The sequence below is a fragment of the Microbacterium sp. USHLN272 genome, from assembly GCF_037149655.1.
Lineage (GTDB): Bacteria > Actinomycetota > Actinomycetes > Actinomycetales > Microbacteriaceae > Microbacterium > Microbacterium galbinum.
The window spans coordinates 1,590,840-1,613,750 of the sequence record NZ_JBBCRA010000001.1; the positions used below are offsets into that span (position 1 = coordinate 1,590,840).

General features: G+C 71.2%; 11 protein-coding genes. All 11 read right to left on the reverse strand.

The annotated features are described in order from the left end of the window. Window positions 1-79 precede the first annotated feature (79 nt). Window positions 80-4,591, reverse strand: a complete 4,512-nt coding sequence (locus WFJ97_RS07755) for an FtsK/SpoIIIE domain-containing protein (RefSeq protein WP_336641045.1) — start codon at window positions 4,589-4,591, stop codon at window positions 80-82. Window positions 4,592-4,655: 64 nt separating this feature from the next. Beyond that, window positions 4,656-6,086, reverse strand: coding sequence for an RDD family protein (locus WFJ97_RS07760; RefSeq protein ID WP_336641046.1), 1,431 nt, complete (start codon window positions 6,084-6,086; stop codon window positions 4,656-4,658). Beyond that, window positions 6,083-6,808 carry a hypothetical protein gene (locus WFJ97_RS07765; RefSeq protein ID WP_372491565.1) on the reverse strand — a complete coding sequence of 242 codons (726 nt, stop codon included), beginning with the start codon at window positions 6,806-6,808 and terminating at the stop codon, window positions 6,083-6,085. The genes WFJ97_RS07760 and WFJ97_RS07765 overlap by 4 nt, the downstream gene beginning before the upstream one ends. Next, a complete protein-coding gene (locus WFJ97_RS07770; RefSeq protein WP_336641047.1) occupies window positions 6,805-8,436 on the reverse strand; it encodes a serine/threonine-protein kinase in 1,632 nt (543 codons plus the stop codon). The genes WFJ97_RS07765 and WFJ97_RS07770 overlap by 4 nt, the downstream gene beginning before the upstream one ends. Next, window positions 8,433-9,860, reverse strand: a complete 1,428-nt coding sequence (locus WFJ97_RS07775; protein ID WP_336641048.1) for an FHA domain-containing protein — start codon at window positions 9,858-9,860, stop codon at window positions 8,433-8,435. The genes WFJ97_RS07770 and WFJ97_RS07775 overlap by 4 nt, the downstream gene beginning before the upstream one ends. After that, window positions 9,860-10,675, reverse strand: coding sequence for a PP2C family protein-serine/threonine phosphatase (locus WFJ97_RS07780; RefSeq protein ID WP_247623538.1), 816 nt, complete (start codon window positions 10,673-10,675; stop codon window positions 9,860-9,862). The genes WFJ97_RS07775 and WFJ97_RS07780 overlap by 1 nt, the downstream gene beginning before the upstream one ends. Continuing rightward, window positions 10,672-12,066, reverse strand: a complete 1,395-nt coding sequence (locus WFJ97_RS07785) for an RDD family protein (protein ID WP_336641049.1) — start codon at window positions 12,064-12,066, stop codon at window positions 10,672-10,674. Before WFJ97_RS07785 ends, WFJ97_RS07780 begins: the two co-directional genes overlap by 4 nt. Continuing rightward, window positions 12,063-14,489 (reverse strand): transglutaminase family protein, encoded by a 2,427-nt coding sequence (locus WFJ97_RS07790; RefSeq protein WP_336641050.1) that lies wholly within the window; start codon window positions 14,487-14,489, stop codon window positions 12,063-12,065. Before WFJ97_RS07790 ends, WFJ97_RS07785 begins: the two co-directional genes overlap by 4 nt. Continuing rightward, the gene (locus tag WFJ97_RS07795; protein WP_247632990.1) at window positions 14,486-15,748 is read right to left on the reverse strand and encodes a DUF58 domain-containing protein; all 1,263 of its coding nucleotides are present in this window, start codon (window positions 15,746-15,748) and stop codon (window positions 14,486-14,488) included. Before WFJ97_RS07795 ends, WFJ97_RS07790 begins: the two co-directional genes overlap by 4 nt. Next, window positions 15,748-16,719 (reverse strand): AAA family ATPase, encoded by a 972-nt coding sequence (locus tag WFJ97_RS07800; protein ID WP_336641051.1) that lies wholly within the window; start codon window positions 16,717-16,719, stop codon window positions 15,748-15,750. Before WFJ97_RS07800 ends, WFJ97_RS07795 begins: the two co-directional genes overlap by 1 nt. A gap of 58 nt (window positions 16,720-16,777) precedes the next feature. Next, window positions 16,778-22,867, reverse strand: a complete 6,090-nt coding sequence (locus tag WFJ97_RS07805; protein WP_336641052.1) for an Ig-like domain-containing protein — start codon at window positions 22,865-22,867, stop codon at window positions 16,778-16,780. Between the last annotated feature and the right edge of the window lie 44 nt (window positions 22,868-22,911).

Genomic DNA, 22,911 nt, shown 5'->3' on the forward strand with positions numbered 1-22,911 from the left:
CCTCCCACCGTCCGGCACGCCGAAGCGGCGGCATCCGCCCCGGGTTTTCTCCCGACCGGATGCCGCCGCAGACGGGAGCTCAGCCGACGCGGTCGCCCTCGACGAGCGGCATCTGCACCGTGACCTGGCGACCGGCCTGCACGAAGATGCCACGACCCTCGGGGAAGTCGGTGCGCTTGACCTTCGGGAACGGCACCTTGAACACCGCGTCGCCGTCGAACGAGTCGGGCTTGAGGATGATGCCCTTGCGGCCGGCCTTGAAGTCGCCGATGAACCCGAAGCCGCTGGTGACCTGCGTCACGTCGGCGTCGCCGATCATGAGGTGGTCGCTGCGGTTGATCGCCTGGAACAGCGCCTTCATGTCGCGCTCGGCGGGCGAGTCGGCGAACTGCGGCACGTCCTCCACGACGATGAGGATGCGGATGCCCAGTGACTCGTCGGCGACGAGCTCGACGAGCTCCTTCGCGAGCTCCTTCGCCTCCTCGGGTGTGGTGGCGCTGCGCGTCCAGTCGGCGTACCCCTTGAGCTGCGCCCGACGTCCGCCGAAGTGGAACAGCTTGACCGTCGGGTCGAGCCGCCGCATCGACGTGATGAGCCCCTTGAGCGCCGTGGTCTTGCCCGACTGCGGCGGACCGGCCACGACGAACGTGCCGACAGGATCGAAGTCGCGTGCGGCGAGCGTGTCCTCCGCCACACCCAGCACCGGGAACTCGCCCAGGCGATCGGGCAGATCGCGCACCGAGAGGCGGGTGGGCAGCGCGCCGATCTCCTCGACCTCGCGCACCCCCGCTCCGCGCAGCTGGGCCGCGAGCTGCTCGAGCAGCTTGGTCTGCTCGGCCACGTTGGGGGTGCCGCCGAGCGTCGCGATCTGCGTCTCGAGGCCGTCGACGATGGCACGGCCCGGGGCGGACGTCTCGTCGAGCACGTCCTTCGGGGCGTTGAGCATCGCGTAGCCGGAGTCGTCGGAGAGACGCAGCACCACGCGGCGCGACACGTTCGCGCTGACCGCCGTCGGCACGGAACCCGAGCGGTCGGCGCTCGCGATCACGTGCACGCCGAGCGGGCGCCCCTCGCCGAGGATGCGCATGAAGGTCTGGTAGAACGGCATCCGCGCGGTGGTCGATTCCCACTCGCTGCGGAACTGCGGGAAGCCGTCGATGAGCAGCAGGATGCGCGGCTCGCGCGACCCGGTGATCTCGCGGTACTCGGTGAGGCTCGAGGCGTTCGCGGCGCTGAAGCGCTTGCCGCGATCGTCGAGCACCCGCGCGAGCGAGCGCAGGATGCGCTGCACGCGCTCGGCATCGTCGCCGCCGATGATCGATCCGACGTGCGGGAGGATCTCGAGGCTCTTCAACGCACCCGACCCGAAGTCGAGGCCGTAGACCTCGACGTCGGAGTGCCCGGCGTGGAACCCGGCCGCGATCGCGACGGTGCGCAGCACGGTCGACTTGCCCGAGCCGCTCGTGCCGTAGACGAGGAGCGAGCCGTCCTTGTCGGGCACGAAGTACGCGGGCTCCTGCATCTGCCGGGAGGGCACGTCCATCTTGCCGAGCAGGATCTGCCCGTCACCGAGCACCGGCAGGTCGCGGATGTCGACCGCGCGCTCCAGGTCGTCGAGCCAGGGGCGGCGCGGGGCCGGGATGCCGGCGATCGAGGATGCCGCGACGAGTGACGAGACGATGCGCTTCTGGTCGTTCGGGCCGAGGTCCTCGTCGTGCGAGTCGGATTCGGGCGCCTGGTCGGCCTCCCACGTCTGGATGGATCCGAACCGCAGCTCGGCCACCTTGACCTCGGCCTGCTGCACCTCGTCGGTCGTCCAGCCGCCGGCGTACGCCGACTGGAACGGTACGAGACGACCGGGGCCGGTCTTCGCGATGCCGCGACCGGGGAGCGAGGGCGGGAACGACGCCGCCACCGGGTCGTCGACGACGTCCTTCGAATCCGACTCGTCGGCCATGCGCAGGGCCACGCGCAGGTTGGTGTTGGCACGCAGGTTGTCCTTGATGACACCCGCGGGCCGCTGGGTCGCCATGATCAGATGGATGCCGAGGGAGCGACCGCGCTGCGCGATGTCGACGACGCCGTCGACGAACTCGGGCACCTCTCCGGCGAGCGCCGCGAACTCGTCGATCACGAGCACGAGGGCGGGCGGGGTCTCGGGGTCGCGGCGCTTCTCGAGTTCGAGGAGGTCTTTCGCCTTCTTACGGTTGAAGAGATGCTCGCGGTGGTGCAGCTCGGCACGCAGGCTGGTGAGTGCACGGCGCACGAGGTGCGGGCTCAGGTCGGTGACCAGGCCCACGCAATGCGGCAGATCGACGCAGTCCGCGAACGCCGAACCGCCCTTGTAGTCGACGAAGAGGAACGTCACCCGGTCGGGGCTGTGCGCCGCCGCCATGCCGAGCACCCAGGCCTGCAGGAACTCGCTCTTACCGGCGCCGGTGGTTCCACCGACGAGGGCGTGCGGCCCCTGCGTGCGCAGGTCGAGGGTCATGGCATCCGTCTGCGACTGCCCGATGATGGCGCGCAGGTTGCCCGCCTTCTTCAGGCGCGACTGCGGAGCACCCGAACGGTCGAGGATGGTGTTGTTCTGACGCCAGCGGTCGATCACGGCGTTCGGGTCGGAGGCCAGCTCGCTGCCGACGAGCGACAGGAACATCACCGAGTTCGGGATGTCGGAGGAGTCCTCGATCACGGTGCTCGAGTCGACGACCGGAGCGAGACGCTTGGCGAACATCGTCATGTACGCGTGCGAGACGCCCTCGACGCGCACGTCCTCGTAGGCGACACCGTTGCGCACCGTGCCGACCCGCGCGTGCTCGAGGCCGGCGCTGACGTCGACGAACGAGCGGCACGCCGCCGGCAGCGACTCGACCACCGGGGCGACGAAGAGCCCGTAGACGCCGACATCCGCTCCCCGCTCGAGGATCTGCGTGAGGCGCGCGCGGTCGACCGGGGCGTCGTTGGTGACGATCACCAGGATCGCGGTCTGACCGGGGAACGTCGCCTCCTCGGCGGCGCGCTTCACGTCGGTGCCGTAGTACATCGGGTCCCAGTCGTCACCGTAGGGCGGGCGCTGCGACTTCGCCTCGCGCGAGCGGCGGAGCACGATCTCCTCGAGGCCGTTGAGCAGGGCCGTGCCCGTCGAGGCCGAGTCGGCCAGCGCGACGTCCTTGAACGGGTTGCGCTCGCTGGAGGTGTGCGGGAGCCACTTGAGCCAGTCGAGTTCGTTCGCCCACCCGGGCTCGGTGAGGGCGACCGCGACGAGCTCGTTGGGCGAGTGCATCCCGAACAGCTGCACCGCGAGTCCCCGCAGCGCATCGCTGGCGAGCGAGGTGGGGCCGGCGACGCCGATCGATCCCGAGCTCTGCAGCGACTCGAGGATCGGCACGTCGTCGATCATCTTGTACCGCTCCTCGAGGCGGTCCACGCGCTCGATGTACTCGGGCAGCGCTTCGGGAATGTCGGAGCGCTTGATGCGCGTACGCGATTCGTCGGTACAGCTCCCCAACCGCACGGCCAGGAAGTTCCAGTGCTCGGGTCGACGGGTCCACAGCAGCGGGCCGAGTCGCATCGCCTCGTCGAACACGACCGCGACGGCGGGCACTTCGTTCTGGCGCACCTCGCGCTCTCGCGGCTGGGCGAGGTAGAGCTTCTCCTCGAGGCGTTCGAAGTTCTCCTCGAACTTCTCGACCTCCTTGCGCAGGCGCTGCCCGAGGTTCGTCTTCTGCGAGATGAAGTTTCCGAACATCATCAACGGCGACATGAACACGATGAGCAGGGAGCGCGGGTTGCCGCTGATCGCGAAGATCGCCGCGCCCAGCAGGATCGGCGCGACCAGCATGGGCCACGGGAAAAGCCGCTGCACCTGGTCGCGGGGGTAGCGGGGCTCGTCGAGCTCCTCGCCGGTGAATCGCGCCTCGACCCGCGGGCTGCGGTTGAACAGCAGCGCGCCCCCGCGCTCGAGCACGGGGTCGCCGGCGGCCGAGCCGTCGAAGTCGCTCACGAGGTGCACGACGAACTCGCAGTCGCCGAGGGTGAAGCGCTGGCCGGGGATCACGCGCAGGCGCTGCACGAGGCCGCCGTCGACGAGGATGCCGTTGGCGGAGTTCAGGTCGACGATCTCGACGAAGGTCGTCGCGACCTCGATGCGCGCGTGGCGCTTCGAGACCAGCGGATCAGCGATCGTCACGTCGTTCGCGGCGTCGCGACCGATGAGGAAATGCCCGAGGGGCAGGGCGAACTCCTGGCCCTGCGCGGGGCCGGCGACCACCGTGAGCACGGCGGCGGGGCGCGCGCCGGCGGTGCCGACCGACGCCCGGTTCGGGCCGAGGTTGACGACCTCGGCGAGGAAGCCGGAACCGATCGGGGCATCACCGACGAGGAGGTCGGGGGTGAGCATGGTGAGCTGCTCGCTGGTCGGCGGGGCGACGGAGAGGGTGAGCACGTCGGCCGGCGAGGCCGGGATGCTGCGGGTCGGATCGGTCGACGCGATCTGGCGCGCGACGTCGGCCACGGTCGCGGTCGAGTCGGCCATCACGACGATGTCGGTCAGGGGCGCCGCCGGGCGGCGCAGGGTCAGCTTGACTCTCATCGTCGATCCTCACCGCGCCCGGGGCGCGTCTCACGTCTTCCGGCGGTGGGGCACTCGGCCCCGGTCATGCGTGTTCCACCCGCATCGTGCGGTCGCCGAAGCGCACGGTGTCGCCCGTGCGCAGCTCGGCGGGGTGCCCGGCGACGAGCGGCGTCTCGGCCCCGTCGCGGATGATCGCGCTCCCGTTGGTCGACGCACGGTCGACCACGAACACACCGCGGCGCGCGGGCATCACGGCCACATGGGTCTTCGAGACCGACCGGGTCTCATCGGGAACGGGGATCAGCTGCGCCTCCCCCTCGCCCGCCGCAGCGGCAGGCGCGCGGCCGAACAGCGTGGTTCCGCGCACTTCGACGCGCGCGCCCGAGTCGAGCACGAGCACGGCGCGGATGCCGTCGCCGGCGTCGGCCCGGGGAACGGATGCCGGAGCGGGCACTGCCGGAGAAGGCGATGCCGGAGCGGGCGCCGCCGGGGCCGCGACCGCGGGGCCGGGTTCGACCTGCGCCGGGGGTGCGGGCTGCGCGACGGCGGGTCCCGGAGCGGGGGCCGCCGGCGCCTGGGGCGGTGCCACGACGGGCCCGGCCGGCACCGAGGCCGGCGGTGCGGGCGAGGGCACGGCCGGAGCGGGAGCTGCGGCCGGGGCGACCGGGAACGCGGGAGGGGCGCCGGTCGCGAGCGACGGCGGCACCGCCGCGACCATCGAGCCCGGAGCGGCGGCATCCGTCTTCTCCGGCTGCGGCGTCTGCGACCGATGCGCGCCGATGACCCCGCCGGAGAGACGCGCGCTCGGCACGTACTCGGCGGGGGCGTCACGGTCGACCGGGGTGGCGAGCGAGGGCAGCGGCGCCTTCTCCTCGTGCTCCGAGATCTTGACGCTCTTGCGGGCGATGCGCATGCGCTTCTGGTCGTAGGGGTTGAGGCCCCGGCGCACGTCGACGAACCAGGTGCCGGCGGCGAGGTCGAGCCACCCGCGCCCGCGACGTTCGATGTCGAAGAGCGGCGACAGGGCGATCACGAGCACCGGGCCGATCACGGGCACGATGAGCGAGGCGGAGGCGACGAGGTAGCGCACGACCGCTCCGCGCCAGAACTTCGGGCGTTCGAGGGTGCGCACGTTCACCGAGCGGATGCCGCACACCGCCTTGCCCAGCGTCACACCCTTTCGCCCGTGCATCACCAGTTGCACGATCACGTAGGCCAGGGTCAGCACCTGCGAGACGGCCAGCGCGACGATCACCCAGACCAGGTCGCCCCGGGCGAAGAACGCATCGACGTCGAACCCGCCGGAGGCGATGTCGGCGAGGATCGGAGGCAGCACGATGAGGGCGGGCAGGGCGAGGAGCACGGCGACGGCCGCCTCGAGGAGCGAGGCGAGCACGCGCGATCCCTTGCGCGCGGGCAGCAGCCCGAGCGAGGCGGCGTAGGCGGGATCCGGGCGTCCGTGCGCGTCGAGACCCTCGACGACGGACGCGCCGTCGTCGATCTCCCAGATCACTCCTGCTCCCCTTCGACCTCGTCGGCGTGCGAGATGTCGAGCAACGGGAGGTCCTCGCGACTGACGAGGCGCGAGGCGATCACGTGCTCGACGAGGCGGGCACGGCGGTTGGTGGCGAAGCTGCGCTGCCCTCCGCGCATACCGGGCACGCCCACACGGTCGAACTTGTCGCACACGTTGTCGAGCTTGCGGTTGAAGCGGGTGACGGTCCAGCCCAGGCGCTCGGCGGCCTTCACCGACGTGGGGATGTCGCTCATACCCGTGCCGTCGCGGCGCAGCTGCGGCTCGGCGAGCGCGAGGATCAGCAGCTTCTGGCTGAGGGTCAGGGGCACGTCCCCGATGGTCGACGCACCGCCGTCGTCATGGTCGCGCCGGGTCGCGCGGAACGCGGGCTCGGCGGCGTGCAGGGTGAGCTCGTAGGTCGTCGGCCCCGCGCTGAAGACCACCGTGGTCTTCTCGAACACCAGGGGCAACCGCGCCCCGGGCGCGAGCCAGGCCTGCACCCCGCCGGCCGAATCGGTCACGGTCGCCGTCAGCCGTGTGCCGACGTTCGACAGCCACCACAGCCCGTCGGCATCCGTGATCTCGAGGAAATGCCGGTGCAGGAAGAGGTTGTCGTCGAGCTCGAGATCCCCCTCCCTCCCCACGATGAATCGTCCCCCGCGCTCGATGGGGAAGTACTCCCCGGCGAACTCGACGGTCACTCCGGTCGTACCGCTCACTCCACGCACCCCCGTACCGGCTCCGAGGCTCTTCCGTCCTCGCGCCGAAGCATCACTTCGATGCACACGATATCGCCCGCCGGGCTCTCGACCTGCACCGTCGTCTCCGCAGTCTGCTTCTGCTCGCCGACATCGTCGAGGCGCACCTGGTGCCAGAGGTAGCTGTCGCCCTCCTGCGGAGAGGGGTTCGTCCAGGTGAACGTGACGGTCGAGCCCTCCCGCGTGCCGGTCGGCGCGGCGAGCGTGGGCACCACGTCCGGCACGACGTCCTGCGGCTGCGCGTCTTCGGATGCCTGAGGGGCGGGTTCGGGCTCGAGACCCGCGACGAGCAGGTTGAGTCCGACGATTCCGCCGATCACGAGCACCACCGCTGCGGCGGCGAGACCGATCCAGAGACCCGTGCGCGAGCGCCGTGCACTCGTCGCCGCGGGTGCGGGAGCCGCCGGGGAACCGGGTGTCGGCGGAGCCGGGACGAACGCCGGGGTCTCGGGCGCGACCACCTGCGGCGCGCGGAGCAGCGTGTGCTCGTCGTCGGGGACGGGCGGGGGCACCGGCACGGCCGAGGGACGCAGCTGGGTCTGCTCGAACGCCGAGGGCACGACCGGCGCGTCGAAGCGGGGCACCTCCGGCGTGCGCGGCGGCATGTGGCGCTGCGTCGTGGCCGAGGGCCGCGTCGACGTGGCCATGTCGGGGTCGATGCTGACGACCTCGCGCACCCGGGTCAGACCGTCGTCGTCGTCTTCGAGCTCTTCGGCGGAGGGATGCTCGTCGACGATGTCGATCGGGGTGACCGAGTGCGACAGCTCGATCTGGACCTTCTGCAATGCCCGCGCGAACGCGACCGCGCTCGGGAACCGGTCGTCGGGGTTCTTCGCCATGGCCCGCTCGAGCAGCCGCTGGAGGCTCTCCGGGGAGTCGGGTCGGCCGAGGTGCGGCAGGGCCGCGCGCTCGATGCGCTCGATGAGGTCGGCGCTGGAGTTGCGCTCACCCGGTCGCTCGAACGGCGAGCGCCCGGCGAGCAGCGTGAACAGCGTCGCTCCGAGTGCCCAGACGTCGGTGCGCGGGCCGCTCGTGGGCGGCTCGGCGAACGACTCGGGCGGCGACCACGGGATCGACATGCCGGATGCCTCGGTCGTCGCACCGGTGGTCGACGCGATGCCGAAGTCGGTGAGGGCCGGGCGATTGTACTCGGTGACGAGGATGTTCGCGGGCTTGATGTCGCGGTGCAGCACCCCGGCGCGATGCGCCGTCTCGACGGCGCCGGCGACCTGCACGCCGACGCGCAGCGCCTCGGCGACCGAGAACGGCTCCTTGCGGGCGCGCAGCTGCAGGTTCGGGCGCGGGCAGTACTCCATGACGAGGTACGGGCGGCCGTCGCCCGCGACACCGGCCTGGTAGATCGTGACGATCGCGGGGTGCGTCGAGAGCATCGCCATGACGTTGGCCTCGTCGGCGAACTCCTGGGCGGACCCGCTCGAGATGCGGTCGGCGAGCAGCACCTTCACTGCGACCCGGCGGCGCGGCATCTCCTGCTCGTAGAGGAAGACGTCGGCGAAGCCGCCCGTGCCCAGCGGCTCCACGTAGGTGAAGCCGGGAAGGACGGGCGGCGGTGACGGGCGACGATTCACGGCAGGTCCTCGAAGGCGACGGTGATCCCGTCGCCGAGGTCCACCACATCGCCGGTGAGCACGAGCGTCTGCTCCCCCGGGTGCAGGCGCACGGGGTCGGCGCCCGGACGCAGCAGCGTCGACCCGTTCGTGGTGTGCAGGTCGATCACGACCACGGTGTCGCCCTCGGGACGCACCTCGAGGTGGCTGCGGGAGATGTCCTGCTGCGGGCTCTCGACCGCGATCAGGTGCGGGAGGCTCGCCCCGCTGGCCCGTGTGGAGCGCGGACGACGCCCGATGATCACGGTGCGATCGAGTTCGACGACCTGTCCGCTCGACACCCGCAGGCGACCGATGGTCGGGCCGTCGGATGCTCCCGCGACGGGCAGCACGGCCGTCGGCGTCTCGTCGGCCGAGGCGGGCTGCTGCCGCAGGGCGCGCAGTTCGGCGGCCGAGATCGTCGCACCGTCGTGGTCGCCCTGGGCGGGGAGCGGCGGCACCGGCGGGGCATCGGCCGGCGCCGGTGCGGTGTGCACCGTCGCCCCGAAGAGCTGGTCGAAGATGTCGTCGTCGTCGGGGGTGATCGTGTCTTCGGTGGGCACCAGGGTGGCATCCTCGATGACGGGCAGAGGAGCCGAGTCGGAGGACTGCTCGGGGATCTCCTCGGTCACCGGCGCGACCGGCGGCTCAGCCACGGGAGCATCAGGCACGGGGGCATCAGCCACGGGAGGCGCGGCCGGAGGCGTCACGGCCGAGGGCACGGGCGGTGGCGTCACGACCGGGGGCGTCACGACCGGGGGCACCGGGACGTCACCGACGAGCGGGGCGCTGACGGCGGCATCCGCTCCGAGCGCTGCACCGCCGAGCGCTGCACCGCCGAGCGCTGCGCCTCCGAACAGGGCGAGCGGCACCGGGGCGGCGGCGAGTGCCGTGGCCGAGGCACCGTCGTGCGTGGCGACGACGACCGGCGCCGGCCCGAGCGCACCCGTCAGCGGAGCGGCGTCGTCGGATTCGAGATCGGCGCTCACCGCGGCCGCGCGCACGATGCCGGTATGCACCGGCAGCCCCGCGTCGCCCTCCACGGTTTCGACGGTGATCTCGATGCGCGTGGCCCCGCCGATGAAGCGCTCGCTCCACGTCGTCACCTCGGCCCCGGAGAGTTCGTGCGCGCCGTCGACCGCGGTCACGCGGGCGGCGACCCCGCCGCGCAGCGCGATGCGCACATCGGCGCCCTCGGCGACCGCCGCGACGAACGGCGGCAGCGCGGTGAACGACCCGCCCGCCTGCGTCGTGAGCACGTCGACCACCGTCGCCAGCGTCTTGTGCGCGGGGAGCCGCTCCCAGAGGGTCGACACGACCTCGGTCGGGGCATCCGGCGGCAGCGCGACGAGCGCGCCGGGGATCACGATGAGATTCCACTGGCCCGGGCGATAGATGGTCTGCATCAGCGACCCCCTCCTGCTGCGGCTTCACGCGGACGCGTGTTCATGTCGATGTCGTCGTCGGTGGCGAGCAGTGTGCCCGGGCGCGAGGCGACCGAGACGGCATCGGCGATGACGACGGTGATGTTGTCGCGCCCGCCGGCGGCCACGGCCGCCTCGATGAGCGCGTCGGCAGCCCGCTGCGGGTCGGGCGTCGTGCCGAGGATGTCGCGGATGCGCTCGTCCGACACCTCCGAGGTGAGGCCGTCGGAGCACACCAGCATCCGATCGCCCAGCTCGGCCGGGAACATCCAGTAGTCCGCGTCGCCGGTGCTGGAGGCGCCGATCGCCCGGGTGATGATGTTGCGCCGACGATCGGTGAGTGCGTCGAGCGGCGTGAGCTCGCCCGCCTCGATGAGTTCCTGCACGACCGAGTGGTCGACGGTGATCTGCTCGAGCTCGCGGTCGGCGAAGCGGTAGGTGCGCGAGTCTCCGATGTTCACCGCGAGCCAGTAGCCCATGCCGTCGACATCGGCGATCACGACACCGCTGAGCGTCGTGCCCGCACGGCCGTTGCCCGAGGTCGACAGCTCCTCGACACGCTCGCGGGCAGTGGCCAGCGCCCGGCGCACGTCGTCGAGTTCGAGCGCCGCGCGCCCGATCGAGAAGGCGAACTCGGCGATGACGGCCGCGCTCGCGCGCTCCCCCGCCTCATGCCCGCCCATGCCATCGGCGACGACGAACACGGGCGAGGTGGCGAGGTAGGCGTCCTCGTTGAGCGGTCGGCGCAGACCCGCGTGCGTCGCCGCGCCCGACGAGACGACCAGTCCGGGCCTCATGCGTAGCCCCCGACCGTGACGATGCGGTCGCCGATCTCGATCGCGTCACCGAGCCGGATCGGCACGCGCTGACCGGGCGGGCAGGCGATGCGCTGGCCCTCGCGCACGATCGTGGTGCCGTTGGTCGAGTGGCGATCGAGCACCCATCCGCCCGAGGTCTCGGCGGCGGCCTCGAAGTGCGTCTTCGACAGCGAGAGCGTCTCGTCGCGCACCGCGACCGTCGCCGCCCCCTCCTCCGGGGAGGGGTTGCGGCCGAAGACCGTGCGCCGCGAGACCGACACGCGGGTGCCGTCGTCCCACGTGAAGACGAGACGGTGCCCGGGGATGCTGATGCGGGTCGACTCGACGTCGGGGTCGTCGATGAGCGGTGCCGGGGCGGGCGCCGCCGGTGCGGCTGGCGCCGCCGGCGCGGCCGGGGCGGGCGCGGCAGGCGCCGGTGCGGCGACCGGTGCCGGGGGCGCGGGCGGCGTCGGCGCGGATGCCGGGGCGACGGGCTCGGGCTCGGCGGGGGCCGAGGCCTGGGGCTGCGGCGGGCGGGGCGGAGCATCCTGCGTCACGCCGGGGACGAAGGCGATCAGGTCGCCGCCCTCGCCGATCGGCGCGGCCGGTGCCACCGGCGTCGCCGGGGCGGGGAACACGGGCGCCGACGGCGCGTAGGCCTCGGCGGGAGCGGGCGGGCTCTGCGGAACCCCCGCGGCGGCGGGAGGAGCAGCGGGCGACTGACCGGGAGCGGCCGGCGGTGCGTAGGGCGAGACCCCCGCGTGCGGGGCCGACGCGTGCGGGGCCGGGGCATGCGGCGCCCCGTACGATCCGGGGTGGGGCAGACCCGGGATCGCGGGCGGCTGCGACGGAGCGGTCGGCGCGGGGGACGTCGGCGACGCACCGTCGACGATCGGCATCGCCGTGGTCGCCGGTGCCGCGATCGGCACGATCCCGCCCTCGGCGCGGGCGTCGAGCACGAGCGAACGGCCGACCTTGTCATGCCATCCCTGGAAGCGACCCGATCCGTCGAACAGCGGCGTGAAATATCCCACGACGATGCCGGCGGCGAGACCGAAGATGATGTTGCGCAGCAGAGCGCGGCCGAAGCCGATCGACGACCCGTCGGTCTCCGACACGAGGCGCAGGCCCTGTGCGCGCATACCGATGGAGCCCGCACCGGCCTGCATGTTCGTGTAGACCACGAACCAGCCCAGCAGCACGAGGCCGACGAGCGGCCCGCCGATGGTCACGGTGAGCAACGACGCCTCGAGTCCACCCGAGAGCGCCGTGGCGATGCCGAGCACCACGCTGAGCACGATCGCCAGACCGCCGGCGATCAGCGCATCGATGAGGTACGCGACCGCGCGTCGGGAGATCGGGGCGATCTGACCGAAGGGGAGCTGGGTCATGGGTTCTCGCTCTCGGGGGCGGTGGTGCGGTCGTTGTTCTCGATGGTGCCAGGTTCGCGGCGTGCGCGCGCGTCCGAGGAATCGGCGACGCGGGCGGCAGCGGCATCCTTCAGGTTCTGGAAGCCGTGCGAGAGAGCCGTTCCGCCGAGGAGCGAGCGCAGATTCGCCCGCGCCTTCCAGCGCCGCCAGAAGCCGGCCTCCTTGCCCAGGCCTCCGACGATGTCGTCGACCTCGCTCCAGAACGCCTCGACATCGGCGGGCGTCGGATCGGTCGGGCCGAAGATCTCGGCATCCGCCCGCTGCGCCAGCGCGGCCGCCTTCGGCACATCGAGCGTGGCGACGACGGTCGCGGCGTCCTCGACGCGCGTGCCTCCCGGAGCGATCCGCGCGCCGTAGTCGGTCGCGCGATCGGTGAGCTCGTCCCAGCCGCCGCTGATGCGGTCGGAGGTGCGCGCGGCGCTGCGACGCGCACGGCGCTTGGCCGCCTTCCACGCGCCGATCACGATGAAGGGCGAGGCGAGGATGGCGAGGATCGCGAGCGTGATGCCGCCGATCGCGAGGATCGTGCCCAGGATGCCGAGGATGTTGAGCGTCTCGTCCTCGGACTTGCGGTCATCGGGCAGCGTCGGGGGCAGATCGACCGGCTCCTGCGGCGGGGGCGGCGGCTGCAGCACCTGCGGCTTCGGATCGACGCGCGGCTTGGTGTTCTGGTCGTTCGGCACCTGGTCCTCGGGAGGAGTCGGGTTGAACGGCAGCCAGCCCACGCCCTCGAAGTTCACCTCGACCCAGGCGTGGACGTCGTCGCCGGTGGCGGCGAACTCGGCGGCTTTCGCGTCTTCCTCGTCGGGGTAGTACCCCATCACGACGCGTGCGGGGATGCCGACCTCGCGGGCGAGCAGAGCCATCGCGACGGCGTACTGCTCGTCGTCGCCGATCATCTGGTCGCCGCCCACGAGGGTCGAGATGCGCTCGGCCGTGTGGCCGGCGCGCGAGATGACCTCGCCCTCCAGGCCGTGGCTGAAGAACCCGCCGTCGGCCAGCATCGTCTCGAGCGCCCGCACCTGCTCGATCGGTGACTCGGCATCCGCGACCGTCTCGGCCGCGAGCGAGGTGAGCTCCTCGGGCACGTTGCTCTGCTTGGGCTGGGTGACGTTGCCGAACTCGACCTCGGCGAGCCGGTCGTCGTCGATCTCGTTCGGGATGACGGTGTCGACCGTGTAGGTGTCGCCGGCCGTGAGCCGAGGCGTCGCCACTGCGGTGCCGGTCTCGGTGTTGTAGAACGTGCCGCGGCGCAGCTCTTCGGCGCGGTCGCCCGTGTACTCGATCTCGGAGACCGCACCGGCATCCGGAACCCACACACCGCCGTACTCGGCGATCTCGACCTGCAGCGTGACCGGGATCCCCTCGGCCTCGGGCGACATGTCGGAGCGCAGCGGAGTGAACGCGCTCGACGACCCCGGTCCCCCATCGGTGACGTTGTAGACCATGCCGTCGAACTGGTCCATGACCGCGATGCGGATGCGTGCCTTCTCGGGCAGGCCCCGCACGGTGAAGAGCGTCTTGACCTTCTCGTCGCGCACGTTCTTGCGGAACGCCTGCAGCGGGCTCGGGTAGTCGCGGATGTCGAACGGCGGGATGATCACGTCGCGGAACACGTGGCGGGTCTCGGCGGGAGCGGCGATGGCCGACGAGGCGATGCCCGCTCCCGCGGCGATCGCGAGCACGGCCGCTCCGGCCAGCAAACGGCGCAGGCGCATGTGGGCGGCACGCGAAGGGTCGACCTCGCTCACCGAGACGGCCGAGTTCTGCGGGGCCCACAGCTGACGCAGTGCCATCCAGGCGATGGCCACGACCGCGAACACGAGTCCCTGCACGAGCGGGAACGCCGCCTCGGGAGTGCCGAGCGCGATCACCAGCACGAGCAGCGTGCCCGCGGGGATCAGCGCCCAGGCCACGTTCGACAGCCGAAGAGCGAGCGAGGCCGTGACGGTCGACGCCACGAGGGCCAGCAGGAACGGTACGAGCAGGTGGCCGTCGGCGGCCGAGACCGGGGCGACGGTCGTGAGCATCTGCTTCCACGACGTCACCACGCCCAGCGCGAGCTTCTGGAGCGTCTCGAGCGTGGGCACGAAACCGGCGATGGTCGTGCCGGGCAACGCGAGCGCCCCACCGAAGACGAAATACACCGCGATCGTGAGACCGGTGATGATCAGGATGCCCCAGCGACGCCAGGCCGAGACGCCGGCGACCGCCAGGCCGAGGAGGAGTCCGCCGATCGCCGCGGGCAGGAACGACCCGCCGGCGAAGGTCGGCCAGAAGCCGAGGAGTATCGCGCCGACGAGCAGGGCGGTGGCGAGGAGATCGAGGATCCAGCGGCGCAGCGGAAGGGCGGTCGGCGCAGCCGGGATCGCGGGCGCGGTCATGCGAGCACCTTCTGCAGGGCGAGGGGGATCTGCTCGAGCGCGCCGATCGTGACGACGTCGGCGTCGCCGATGCGCCGCAGCTCGGGCGAGGAGAGCGTGGAGTCGGTGACGATCGCGAGCACCCGCGCGCCGAAGGGCAGGCGCGCGCACGCGAGCCGGAGATCTTCGGTGCGCACCTTCGATCCGCACACCAGCACGACGATGCTGGCGAGCGGCATGCTCGCGGCGAGCACGCCGGCGAGTTCGGCGATGCCGCCTTCGCGGGGTTTGGAGTTCTCGACGGCCGAGAGCGAGTCGAGCAGCTGCTTGCCGGTGCTCGAGGGCAGCTCCCTGCCCTGCACCCGCATGTCGACGCGCTGCGAATCCCGCAGCGCGCGCAGGCCGATCGATCCGGCGGCCGAGATCGCGAGCTCGAAGTCCTCGTCACGGGCGTAGTCGCCGGTCGAGCGCGAGAGGCCGATCACGAAGTGCGAACGACGGGTCTCCTCGTACTGCCGCACCATCATGGTGCCGGTGCGGGCGGTCGACTTCCAGTGCACGTGACGCAGGTCGTCGCCGGGCTGGTACTCGAGGAGGGCGTGGAACGAGACGTCGTCGCGCGACAGGTCGGCCGCCGGCATCCCCTCGAGGTCGCGCAGGAAGCCGAGCGACTGACCGTCGAAGAGGATCGTGCGCGGGTGCACGAACAGGTCGACCGGGTCGTCACTGCGGCGGGCGCGCTCGAAGAGGCCGAGCGGATCGCCGCGCACGACGCTCACCGGACCGACCTTCACGACGCCGCGCTTCTGCGTCGGGATCGCGAAGAGCTCCTCGGCCTCGGCTCCCGGGGCGAGGCGCTGGATGCCGAACTCTCCTCGTCCCGACCCCACCGGCAGCACCACGCGCGAGGGCAGGATGGCGCGCGTTCCGAGGTTGGCGAGCTTCAGGGCGCCGATCGCCCGCTCTCCCACCACGACCCGGGTGCGGGCGAGGTCGAGCGAGACGTCGTAGGCCGTGCGGCCGATGAGGAACAGAGCGCACAGCGCGACGACGATCGCGATGACGAGGGCGGTGATCGTGAACTCCGCCCACCCGGCGACCTGCCCGAGGATCCAGAATCCGACCGCCAGGCCCATGAGCACCCACGCGAGCGGGCGCACCGCCTGCGCGATGAGACGGAGGCGCGCGAGCATCCGCACAGCCAAGACCGCCGCGATGTCGCGCCAGCCGGCGTCGCGGTCGATCGTGGGGTGCGTGCTCTGCAGGGCCTCCGTGGTCATCAGGCCGCCGTTCGCGCCTGCGGGGCCGCCACGGAGTCGAGAACCCGCGCGATCACGGTCTCGCTCGACGTTCCGGCGAATTCGGCCTCGGCGTCGAGCAGCATGCGGTGCTGCCAGACGGGGCGGGCGAGGACCTTGATGTCGTCGGGCAGCACGAAGTGGCGGCCGTGGGCGGCGGCCCAGACCTTCGCGATGCGGATCATCGCGATCGCCCCGCGCACCGAGACTCCGAGGCGGGTCGCCGAGTCGGTGCGGGTCGCCTCGGCGAGCTCGGCGGTGTACCGCAGCACGGCGGGCTCGACGTGCACGGTGGCGGCGAGGTCGGCCATATCGGCGACCGCGCTGGTGGTGATGACCGCGCCGAGGCCGGCGGAGGGGTTGCGGTCGGATGCCCCGGCCAGGATGCTCTCGGTGACGGCGAGGTCGGGGTAGCCGATCGACGTCTTGATGAGGAAGCGGTCGAGCTGGGCCTCGGGGAGCTTGTAGGTTCCGGCCTGCTCGATGGGGTTCTGCGTCGCGATGACGAGGAACGGGCGCCCGGTCTCGTGCGTGACGCCGTCGACGGTGACGCGCGACTCCTCCATGACCTCGAGGAGTGCGGACTGCGTCTTCGGCGAGGCGCGGTTGATCTCGTCGGCGAGCACGATCGACGCGAAGATCGGCCCCTTGTGGAACTCGAACCGGTGCTGCTGCTGGTCGTAGATCGTCACGCCGGTCACGTCGGACGGCAGCAGGTCGGGGGTGAACTGGATGCGCGCGCTGGTGCCCTGCACGGTGGCGGCGAGAGCCTTCGCGAGGCTCGTCTTGCCCGTCCCCGGCGCATCCTCGAGCAGCACGTGCCCCTCGGCGAGCATCGCGGAGATCACCAGGCCGACGATCTCCTGCTTGCCCTGCACCGCCTTGTCGACGTTCTCGACGAGACGGTGGAAGGTGCCCTGGAACCAGGTGGCCTGCTCGGGAGTCATGGTCATGAGTGTGTCGTTCCCTGTTCTCGTGGGGTGTCTTCGTGTGCGGGGGCGTGGTGCGGCATCACTGCCAGACCCTGTGCTCGTAGGCCGTGCCGTCGATGACGACCCAGGCCTCGATCGTTCCGCGGCGCATGCCGAGGTAGCAGCCGATCCGCTCCTCGTAGTTGCCGTTGCCGTCGGTCGTGACGTTGCGGCCGCCGAACGTGCCGCCGTACGGTGCGGGAGCGTTGCTCGCGCACTGCAGGTACATCGTCTTGTTGGGCGGGAAGTCGCGCATCGTGACGTAGAAGTACGAGCAGGTGCCGTCGTTGCAGTTGGGCTGGCCGTTCGCGTTGCCGCTCGAGGTCACCCAGGCCTTGGGCGGCGGCTTCGAGCCGGAGGTCTCGCTGGCGGATCGTTCGATCGTCTGACCGGCGGAGTCCGTCACGCGCACCGTGATGGAGTGCTGCTGACTGTAGCCGTTGCCGACCGTGCGCGAGCCGGTCGCGCCGACGCCCTCCCATCCGCCGCCGTCGATCCGGATCTGCACCGAGCTCAGCTCGCGGCCGTTCATCGACTGGTTGCCGTTCCACTCGAACGTGACGCTCGTCGCGTTCTGGCGGGTCGAGAGCCCCGGCTGACTGAGCGGCCCGTAGGGACGGCCCGACCGCGTGGCAGAGCCATCGCTGGCGTAAGTCGTGCCGTCGACGGTGGCGACCGCGCGCAGCACCACGTTGTAGGTCGTGCCGTTGGTGAGGCCCGAGATCACGTTGTTGCCCGGGATGCCTGCCCAGCTCCCCCCGCCGTTGAGCGAGTACTGGTACTGCACCTCGTTCTCACGGGCGCCGTTGCGCGCACCCTGCGTCCACGCGAGCGTGAGTGCCCGGTCGCCGTCGGTGACCGACGAGAACGACGGCGCACTGGGCTTGTTGACGCCACGGCGCGGCGCCGACATCGGGCTCCACTCACCCCAGCCCGCCTTGTTGATCGCGCGGATGCGGTAGGTGTACGGCGTCTCGGAGGTCGAGACCGTGACCGCCTGCGTGCGCGCTCCGGCATTCGGAGTGAGGGTGTTGCGGAGGGTGTTGCCCTCCCACACCTCGAGCTGGAAGGAGTCGATCGCGTCGCCGTTGGCGCTGCCGGGCTCCCACGAGACCTGCATCTGCGCCTGATTGCCGACGCCCTGGATCTCGGCGGTCGTGGGCGCGGCGGCGGGCATCGGGGGTCCTGCCGGGATCTCGGATGCCGACCATCCGCTCCAGCTCGACGGCTCGGGCGCGCGGTTGTGGGCCTGAACGCGCACCTGGTAGTTACCGCCGTTCTCGAGGCCCTCCCAGGTCATGGAGTTGCCCGTGACCTGCTTCTGCGTCACGCCGGACGGCGGGGCGGGCGAGATCTCGAGGGTGTAGCTCTCGACCGGCGACCCCGGGGTGGTGGGCGTCTGCCAGCTCACGTCGAGCGACTTGTCGCCGAACTTCAGGGTCGGCGGGTTCGGGGTGTCGGGGCGCGCGTCCGGACGCGCGATCGCCGAACCGCCCGAGGGCTCGGACTCGCCGACACGGTTGGTGGCCGTGACCTGGAACGAGTACTCGACGTTGTTGGTGAGGCCGTCGAGGGTGCAGGTCGTCGAGCCGCACTCCTTCGAGTACGGATTTCCGGTCACCGAGCGCACCGTGTACTTCGTGATCTCGGCGCCGTTGTTCGACGGTGCGCCGTACGAGACGACGACCGTGCGATCCTGCACGCTCGACACCGTGGGGGTGCCCGGGGCATCCGGCACACCCTGCACGGTCACGATGATCTGGCCGTTGGCCTCGCGGTCGGGATCCTTCGTGGCGTCCTGGATGCGGTAGCGCACGACCATGGTGCCGACGAAGTCCGCGGCGGGAGTCACCACGACCTCGTCGCCCTGCACCTCGGCACCGCCCGACCCCGACTCTGTCGACGCGTTCATGAGCTTGAGCGGCGTCTCGGGGAACGGGTTGAAGTCGTTCGCGAGCACGGGCACCGTGATGCTCTTGCCCTGGTCGGCCTCCGAGATCGTGTCGGTGTTGGCGGCCGGGAGCGGACGCGTCGATGCCCCGACGCGCACCGTCACCGTGCCCTCGACGGGGTCGGTCGTGCCGTCGGAGATCTCGAGCTTGAGCGAGGCGACCGTGCCCTTCGCGACATCCGAGCCCGCCTCGACGAGCAGCTCCTGTCCATCGATGCGCGCGCTGATGCCGTCGCCCGCGCCGCTGACGTACTTGTACGTGTGCACGCCGGCGTCTTCGGGATCGGGGTCGGTCGTCAGCGGCACGAGATCGAGGCTCACGGGGTCCTCGCCCGCGGCGACGACCATCTCGGTGCCGATGAACTCGGGCTGCTGGTTGTCGGGCGGCAGCACGTTGATCGGGATGCTCAACGTGGCCTTGCGCCCCTCGGGGTCGTCGGGCCCGGTGCCGTCGGTGACCTCGAAGGTGAGCGCGTCCTGCCCGAAGTAGCCGTCGGCCGAGGTGTAGACCAGCGTGGTCTCGTCCTGCACGAGGTCGGCGCCGTTCGCGTGCACGGCGCTCACGCGGGCGTGCTCGGTGATGCGGGCCGTCCCGCCGCCGGCGACCGTGACGTAGTCGGCGAGCGGCACTTCCTTGGTCTCGCCGCTCATGACCTCGAGCGGCTCGGTGGAGTCGAGGATCGGGCGCAGGTCGGACTCGGCCGGCACGAAGATGAACGCGGATGCCTCGAGGCCGTCCTGGTCGGTGAGGGTGTAGCGGATGAGCTGGAGCTCTTCGGTGACGGTGACCCGCACCATCCCGTTCTCCAGCTGCGTCGCGCCCTCGCCGAGGGTCACCTCGAGCCGGTCGGTGGTGCCGTCGGGGTCTTCGTCGTTCGCGAGGATGTCGATGTCGGCATCCATCGTCCCCTCGGTGAGGTCGGTGGGCCGCACGCGGTCGTCGCGGGCGATCGGCGCCTGCAGCGGCACGTCGTCGTCGACCGTGATCTGCAGCGCGGCGGTCGCGGTCGCGCCGCGGGTGTCGCGGATCGTGTACTGCAGCGAGGTCTCGAGCGGACGATCCGGCGCCTGCACGAGCACGCGGTCGCCCGAGACGCGCGCTTCGATGCCCGTCTCGGTGGGCACCTCGAGGCCGTCTTCGACCAGCACGATCTTGTCGCCCTCGGGGTCGGAGTCGTTCTCCATCACGGGCACGGCGATCTCACGACCGGGTCGCACGACGACGGCATCCTTCACCGCATACGGTGCCTGGTTGACCTTCTCGGCGGGGGCGATGCCGACGCGGATCGTCGCGATACCCTCCTTGCCGAGGCGATCGCGCACCCGGTACTTGAACACGTCGACACCGGCCGAGCCGTCGAAGGCCTCGTAGGTGAAGTAGTTCTGCGCGGTCTCGGTGATGCGGCCCTTGGTCGGGTTGGAGGCGATGTCGATCAGCTCGACCGAGTCGCCGTCGGCGTCGATGCCGTCGAGCGGCACCGCGATGTTGGCGGTCGACCCGGCGAGCACCCGCGCCACGAGGTCCTGCGGGCGCGGAGCGGCGTTCGTCTCCTCGTCGACCGGCAGGATCTGGATGGTGACGTAGCCGGCGTCCTTCTGTTGACGTGAATCGACGGCTTCGTAGGTCAGGTAGACCGTCTTCGCGACCGGGCCGGCCTTGAAGCGCACCGTGTCCTGCGACACGAAGGCCTCGCCGTCCTCGGGATCGACGAGCGGCTCGACGAGCTCGGGCACGACGTGCAGCACGTCGTCGTTCGGGTGGGTGTCGTTGTCGAGCACCGGGATCGTGACGACGTCACCCGCGCGCACGGTCGCGGTGTCGTCGTTCACGACGGGTTGGAGCAACTTGTCGGGCGCCGGGATCGGGATGACCACGACCTCGCCCTCGGCCGACTTCGAGCCGTTCGAGATGCGGTACGTGATGCGCGCCTGATCGGTCAGCGCACCCTGGTCGGTGATGCGCAGCGTCTCGTGGTTGATGACCGACACCGAGATGCCGGAGTCCTCCTCGATCGACACCGACTGCACGACGAGGATGCCGCCCGCGGGGTCGACGTCGTTCGCGAGCACACCCACGAGCACGTCGCCACCGGTGGGCAGAAGTGCGACGTCGCGCACGGCGACCGGGGGCAGATCGGTCTCGGTCGCCTCGAGCACGTCGACGCGCACGATGCCCTCGCCGTTCTCGGGACCGGCGGTCGCGAGGTACAGCACGTAGTAGGTGTCGGCCTTGTCGGCGCTGAAGGTGAACGTCTTGTTCGGGGCGTCGGGCAGCACGGTGGCGCCGGGCACCTCGCTCACGCGGCCGAGGCGCAGTGGCTCGCGGCCCGAACTGGTGTCGTTCGCGAGCGGGGCGATCGTGACCTGCTCGCCGACGCGGGTCACCACGTGATCGGCGTTGGTCTTGGGTTTCGTCGATCCCTCGGGGCGCACGTCGAGGGTGAGGGATGCCGTCGCGCTCTCGCCGTAGCCGTCGGCGACCGTGACCTGCACCTCCTTGCGGCCCTGCAGGCTCGCGGTGGCCTTGTAGGTGATCTGGCCGTCGGTGCTGAAGTCGACCTCGTCACCGGGAGCGGGGACGACGTCCTTCAGATAGACGTCGTCGCCTTCGGGATCGATCCAGTCCGGGAGGATGTTGTACGAGACCGTGCCGCCGGTCTCGATCGTGAGGCTCGTCTTGCGCTTGGGCACCGGAGCGGTGTTGATGCTCTCGTCGTACACCGTGAGGGTGACGGTCGCCGTGTCCTTGCCGTCCCGACCGTCGTCGGCCTCGTAGGTGAAGGTCGCCGAGCCCTTCGCATCCTCTGCGACGGCGATCTGCAGCGAACCCCCGTTCTGCACCTGCTGGATCTCTCCGATCGACGGCTGCGCCTCGACCAGCGTGGCGACCAGCACGTCGCCGTCGGGGTCGTTGTCGTTGTCGAGCACCGGGAGCATGGTCGTGACACCGGGGCGCACGCCGAACGAGTCGTCCTCGGCGATCGGAGGGGTGTTCTCCTCCTTGCGCTCGGGCAGAGTCGTCTCGACGGTCTCCTCGGTGGAGTCGTCCTCGTTCTCGGTCTCGCCCTCGGGCGGGGTGAGGTCGTTCCAGTTATCGACGCGCTGCAGGCTCTCGTCGGCCAGCCAGGCCGCACCGCCGACGGCGTCGTTGAGGATGATGACGTCGCGGTTCACGCGGAACACCAGGCTCTGCGACTCCTCGGCGCCCTCGACCGTCGCGTTGACGTCGTTGGTGCTACCGGGGCATTCGCGGATGAACGTCGCCGTCCCCGCCCAGGCGCCGTACGTGCAGCCGCGCAGCCAGACCGGCGCGGTGGGAGTTCCGGTGCCCCCGGCCTGGGTCGTGCTCGGCTCGCTGCCGTCGAAGGGCAGGCGCACCAGGGCGTCCGGGGTGGCGATGGCGACGGCATCCGTCTCTGCGGATGCCTGCTGCAGCACCGCCTCGTTCGCACCGGGCAGTTCGGCGCGGAAGCCGCCGGGCGAGGTCACGATGCCGGCCGCGGCGTCGAGCACGACCGGGGTCGTGCCGACCACGGTGATGGTGGGCCGTGCGGAGGTGTCGATCTCGCCGACGCTGGCGGCCGAGGGGTCGCCCGCCTCACCCTCGGCGTCGACGGGGACCGTGACGACCTCGCCCCGCTCGGCCGAGAGACCGTAGACGGTGCCGTCGGTACCGACCACGACGTCGGCGTCGGCGCCGAGCTCGGCGACCGGGTCCTGCACCTCGGGTTCGAACCCGGGCACGCCCTGCACAGGGACGACCCAGAGCTCGCCCGTCTTCTGATCGAGGATCGCGGTGGTGCGGTTGCCGAGAGCGACCTTGGAGGCGGTGGGGATCGCGGCCGAATCGCCGAGGGCGACGCGGGCGGGATCGACCGCGGTCATCGTCGAGGCGCTCTCGTCGACGACGAGGATGTTGGTGGCATCCTGCAGGATGTCGTAGTTCTCACCCGTGGTGCGCAGGCCGCCGTCGAGCACCGTGGACTCGTGGTTGAAGTGGCCGACCAGCAGGCTCGACGTCTTGGTGATCCAGACGCCGCCGTCGTTCAGGTCGACCTTGGTGGTCGGGAAGCCCTCGTAGGTGAAGGCCATGGTGGTGATCGCGATCACACCGACGGTGACGCCGGCGGCGGACGCCAGCGTCTTCGGTCGCGCGCGCATCCAGGACAGCGCCTTCATTCCGTGTTCCCCCCACAGGTCCGTGCTCGACTGGGGCCGAACGG

Bases quoted from the DNA above. Each gene is read 5' to 3' on its own strand.
- WFJ97_RS07755 (WP_336641045.1), bottom strand. From the start codon at position 4,591: ATGAGAGTCAAGCTGACCCTGCGCCGCCCGGCGGCGCCCCTGACCGAC.
- WFJ97_RS07775 (WP_336641048.1), bottom strand. From the start codon at position 9,860: ATGCAGACCATCTATCGCCCGGGCCAGTGGAATCTCATCGTGATCCCC.
- WFJ97_RS07780 (WP_247623538.1), bottom strand. From the start codon at position 10,675: ATGAGGCCCGGACTGGTCGTCTCGTCGGGCGCGGCGACGCACGCGGGT.
- WFJ97_RS07785 (WP_336641049.1), bottom strand. From the start codon at position 12,066: ATGACCCAGCTCCCCTTCGGTCAGATCGCCCCGATCTCCCGACGCGCG.
- WFJ97_RS07790 (WP_336641050.1), bottom strand. From the start codon at position 14,489: ATGACCGCGCCCGCGATCCCGGCTGCGCCGACCGCCCTTCCGCTGCGC.
- WFJ97_RS07795 (WP_247632990.1), bottom strand. From the start codon at position 15,748: ATGACCACGGAGGCCCTGCAGAGCACGCACCCCACGATCGACCGCGAC.
- WFJ97_RS07800 (WP_336641051.1), bottom strand. From the start codon at position 16,719: ATGACCATGACTCCCGAGCAGGCCACCTGGTTCCAGGGCACCTTCCAC.
- WFJ97_RS07805 (WP_336641052.1), bottom strand. From the start codon at position 22,867: ATGAAGGCGCTGTCCTGGATGCGCGCGCGACCGAAGACGCTGGCGTCC.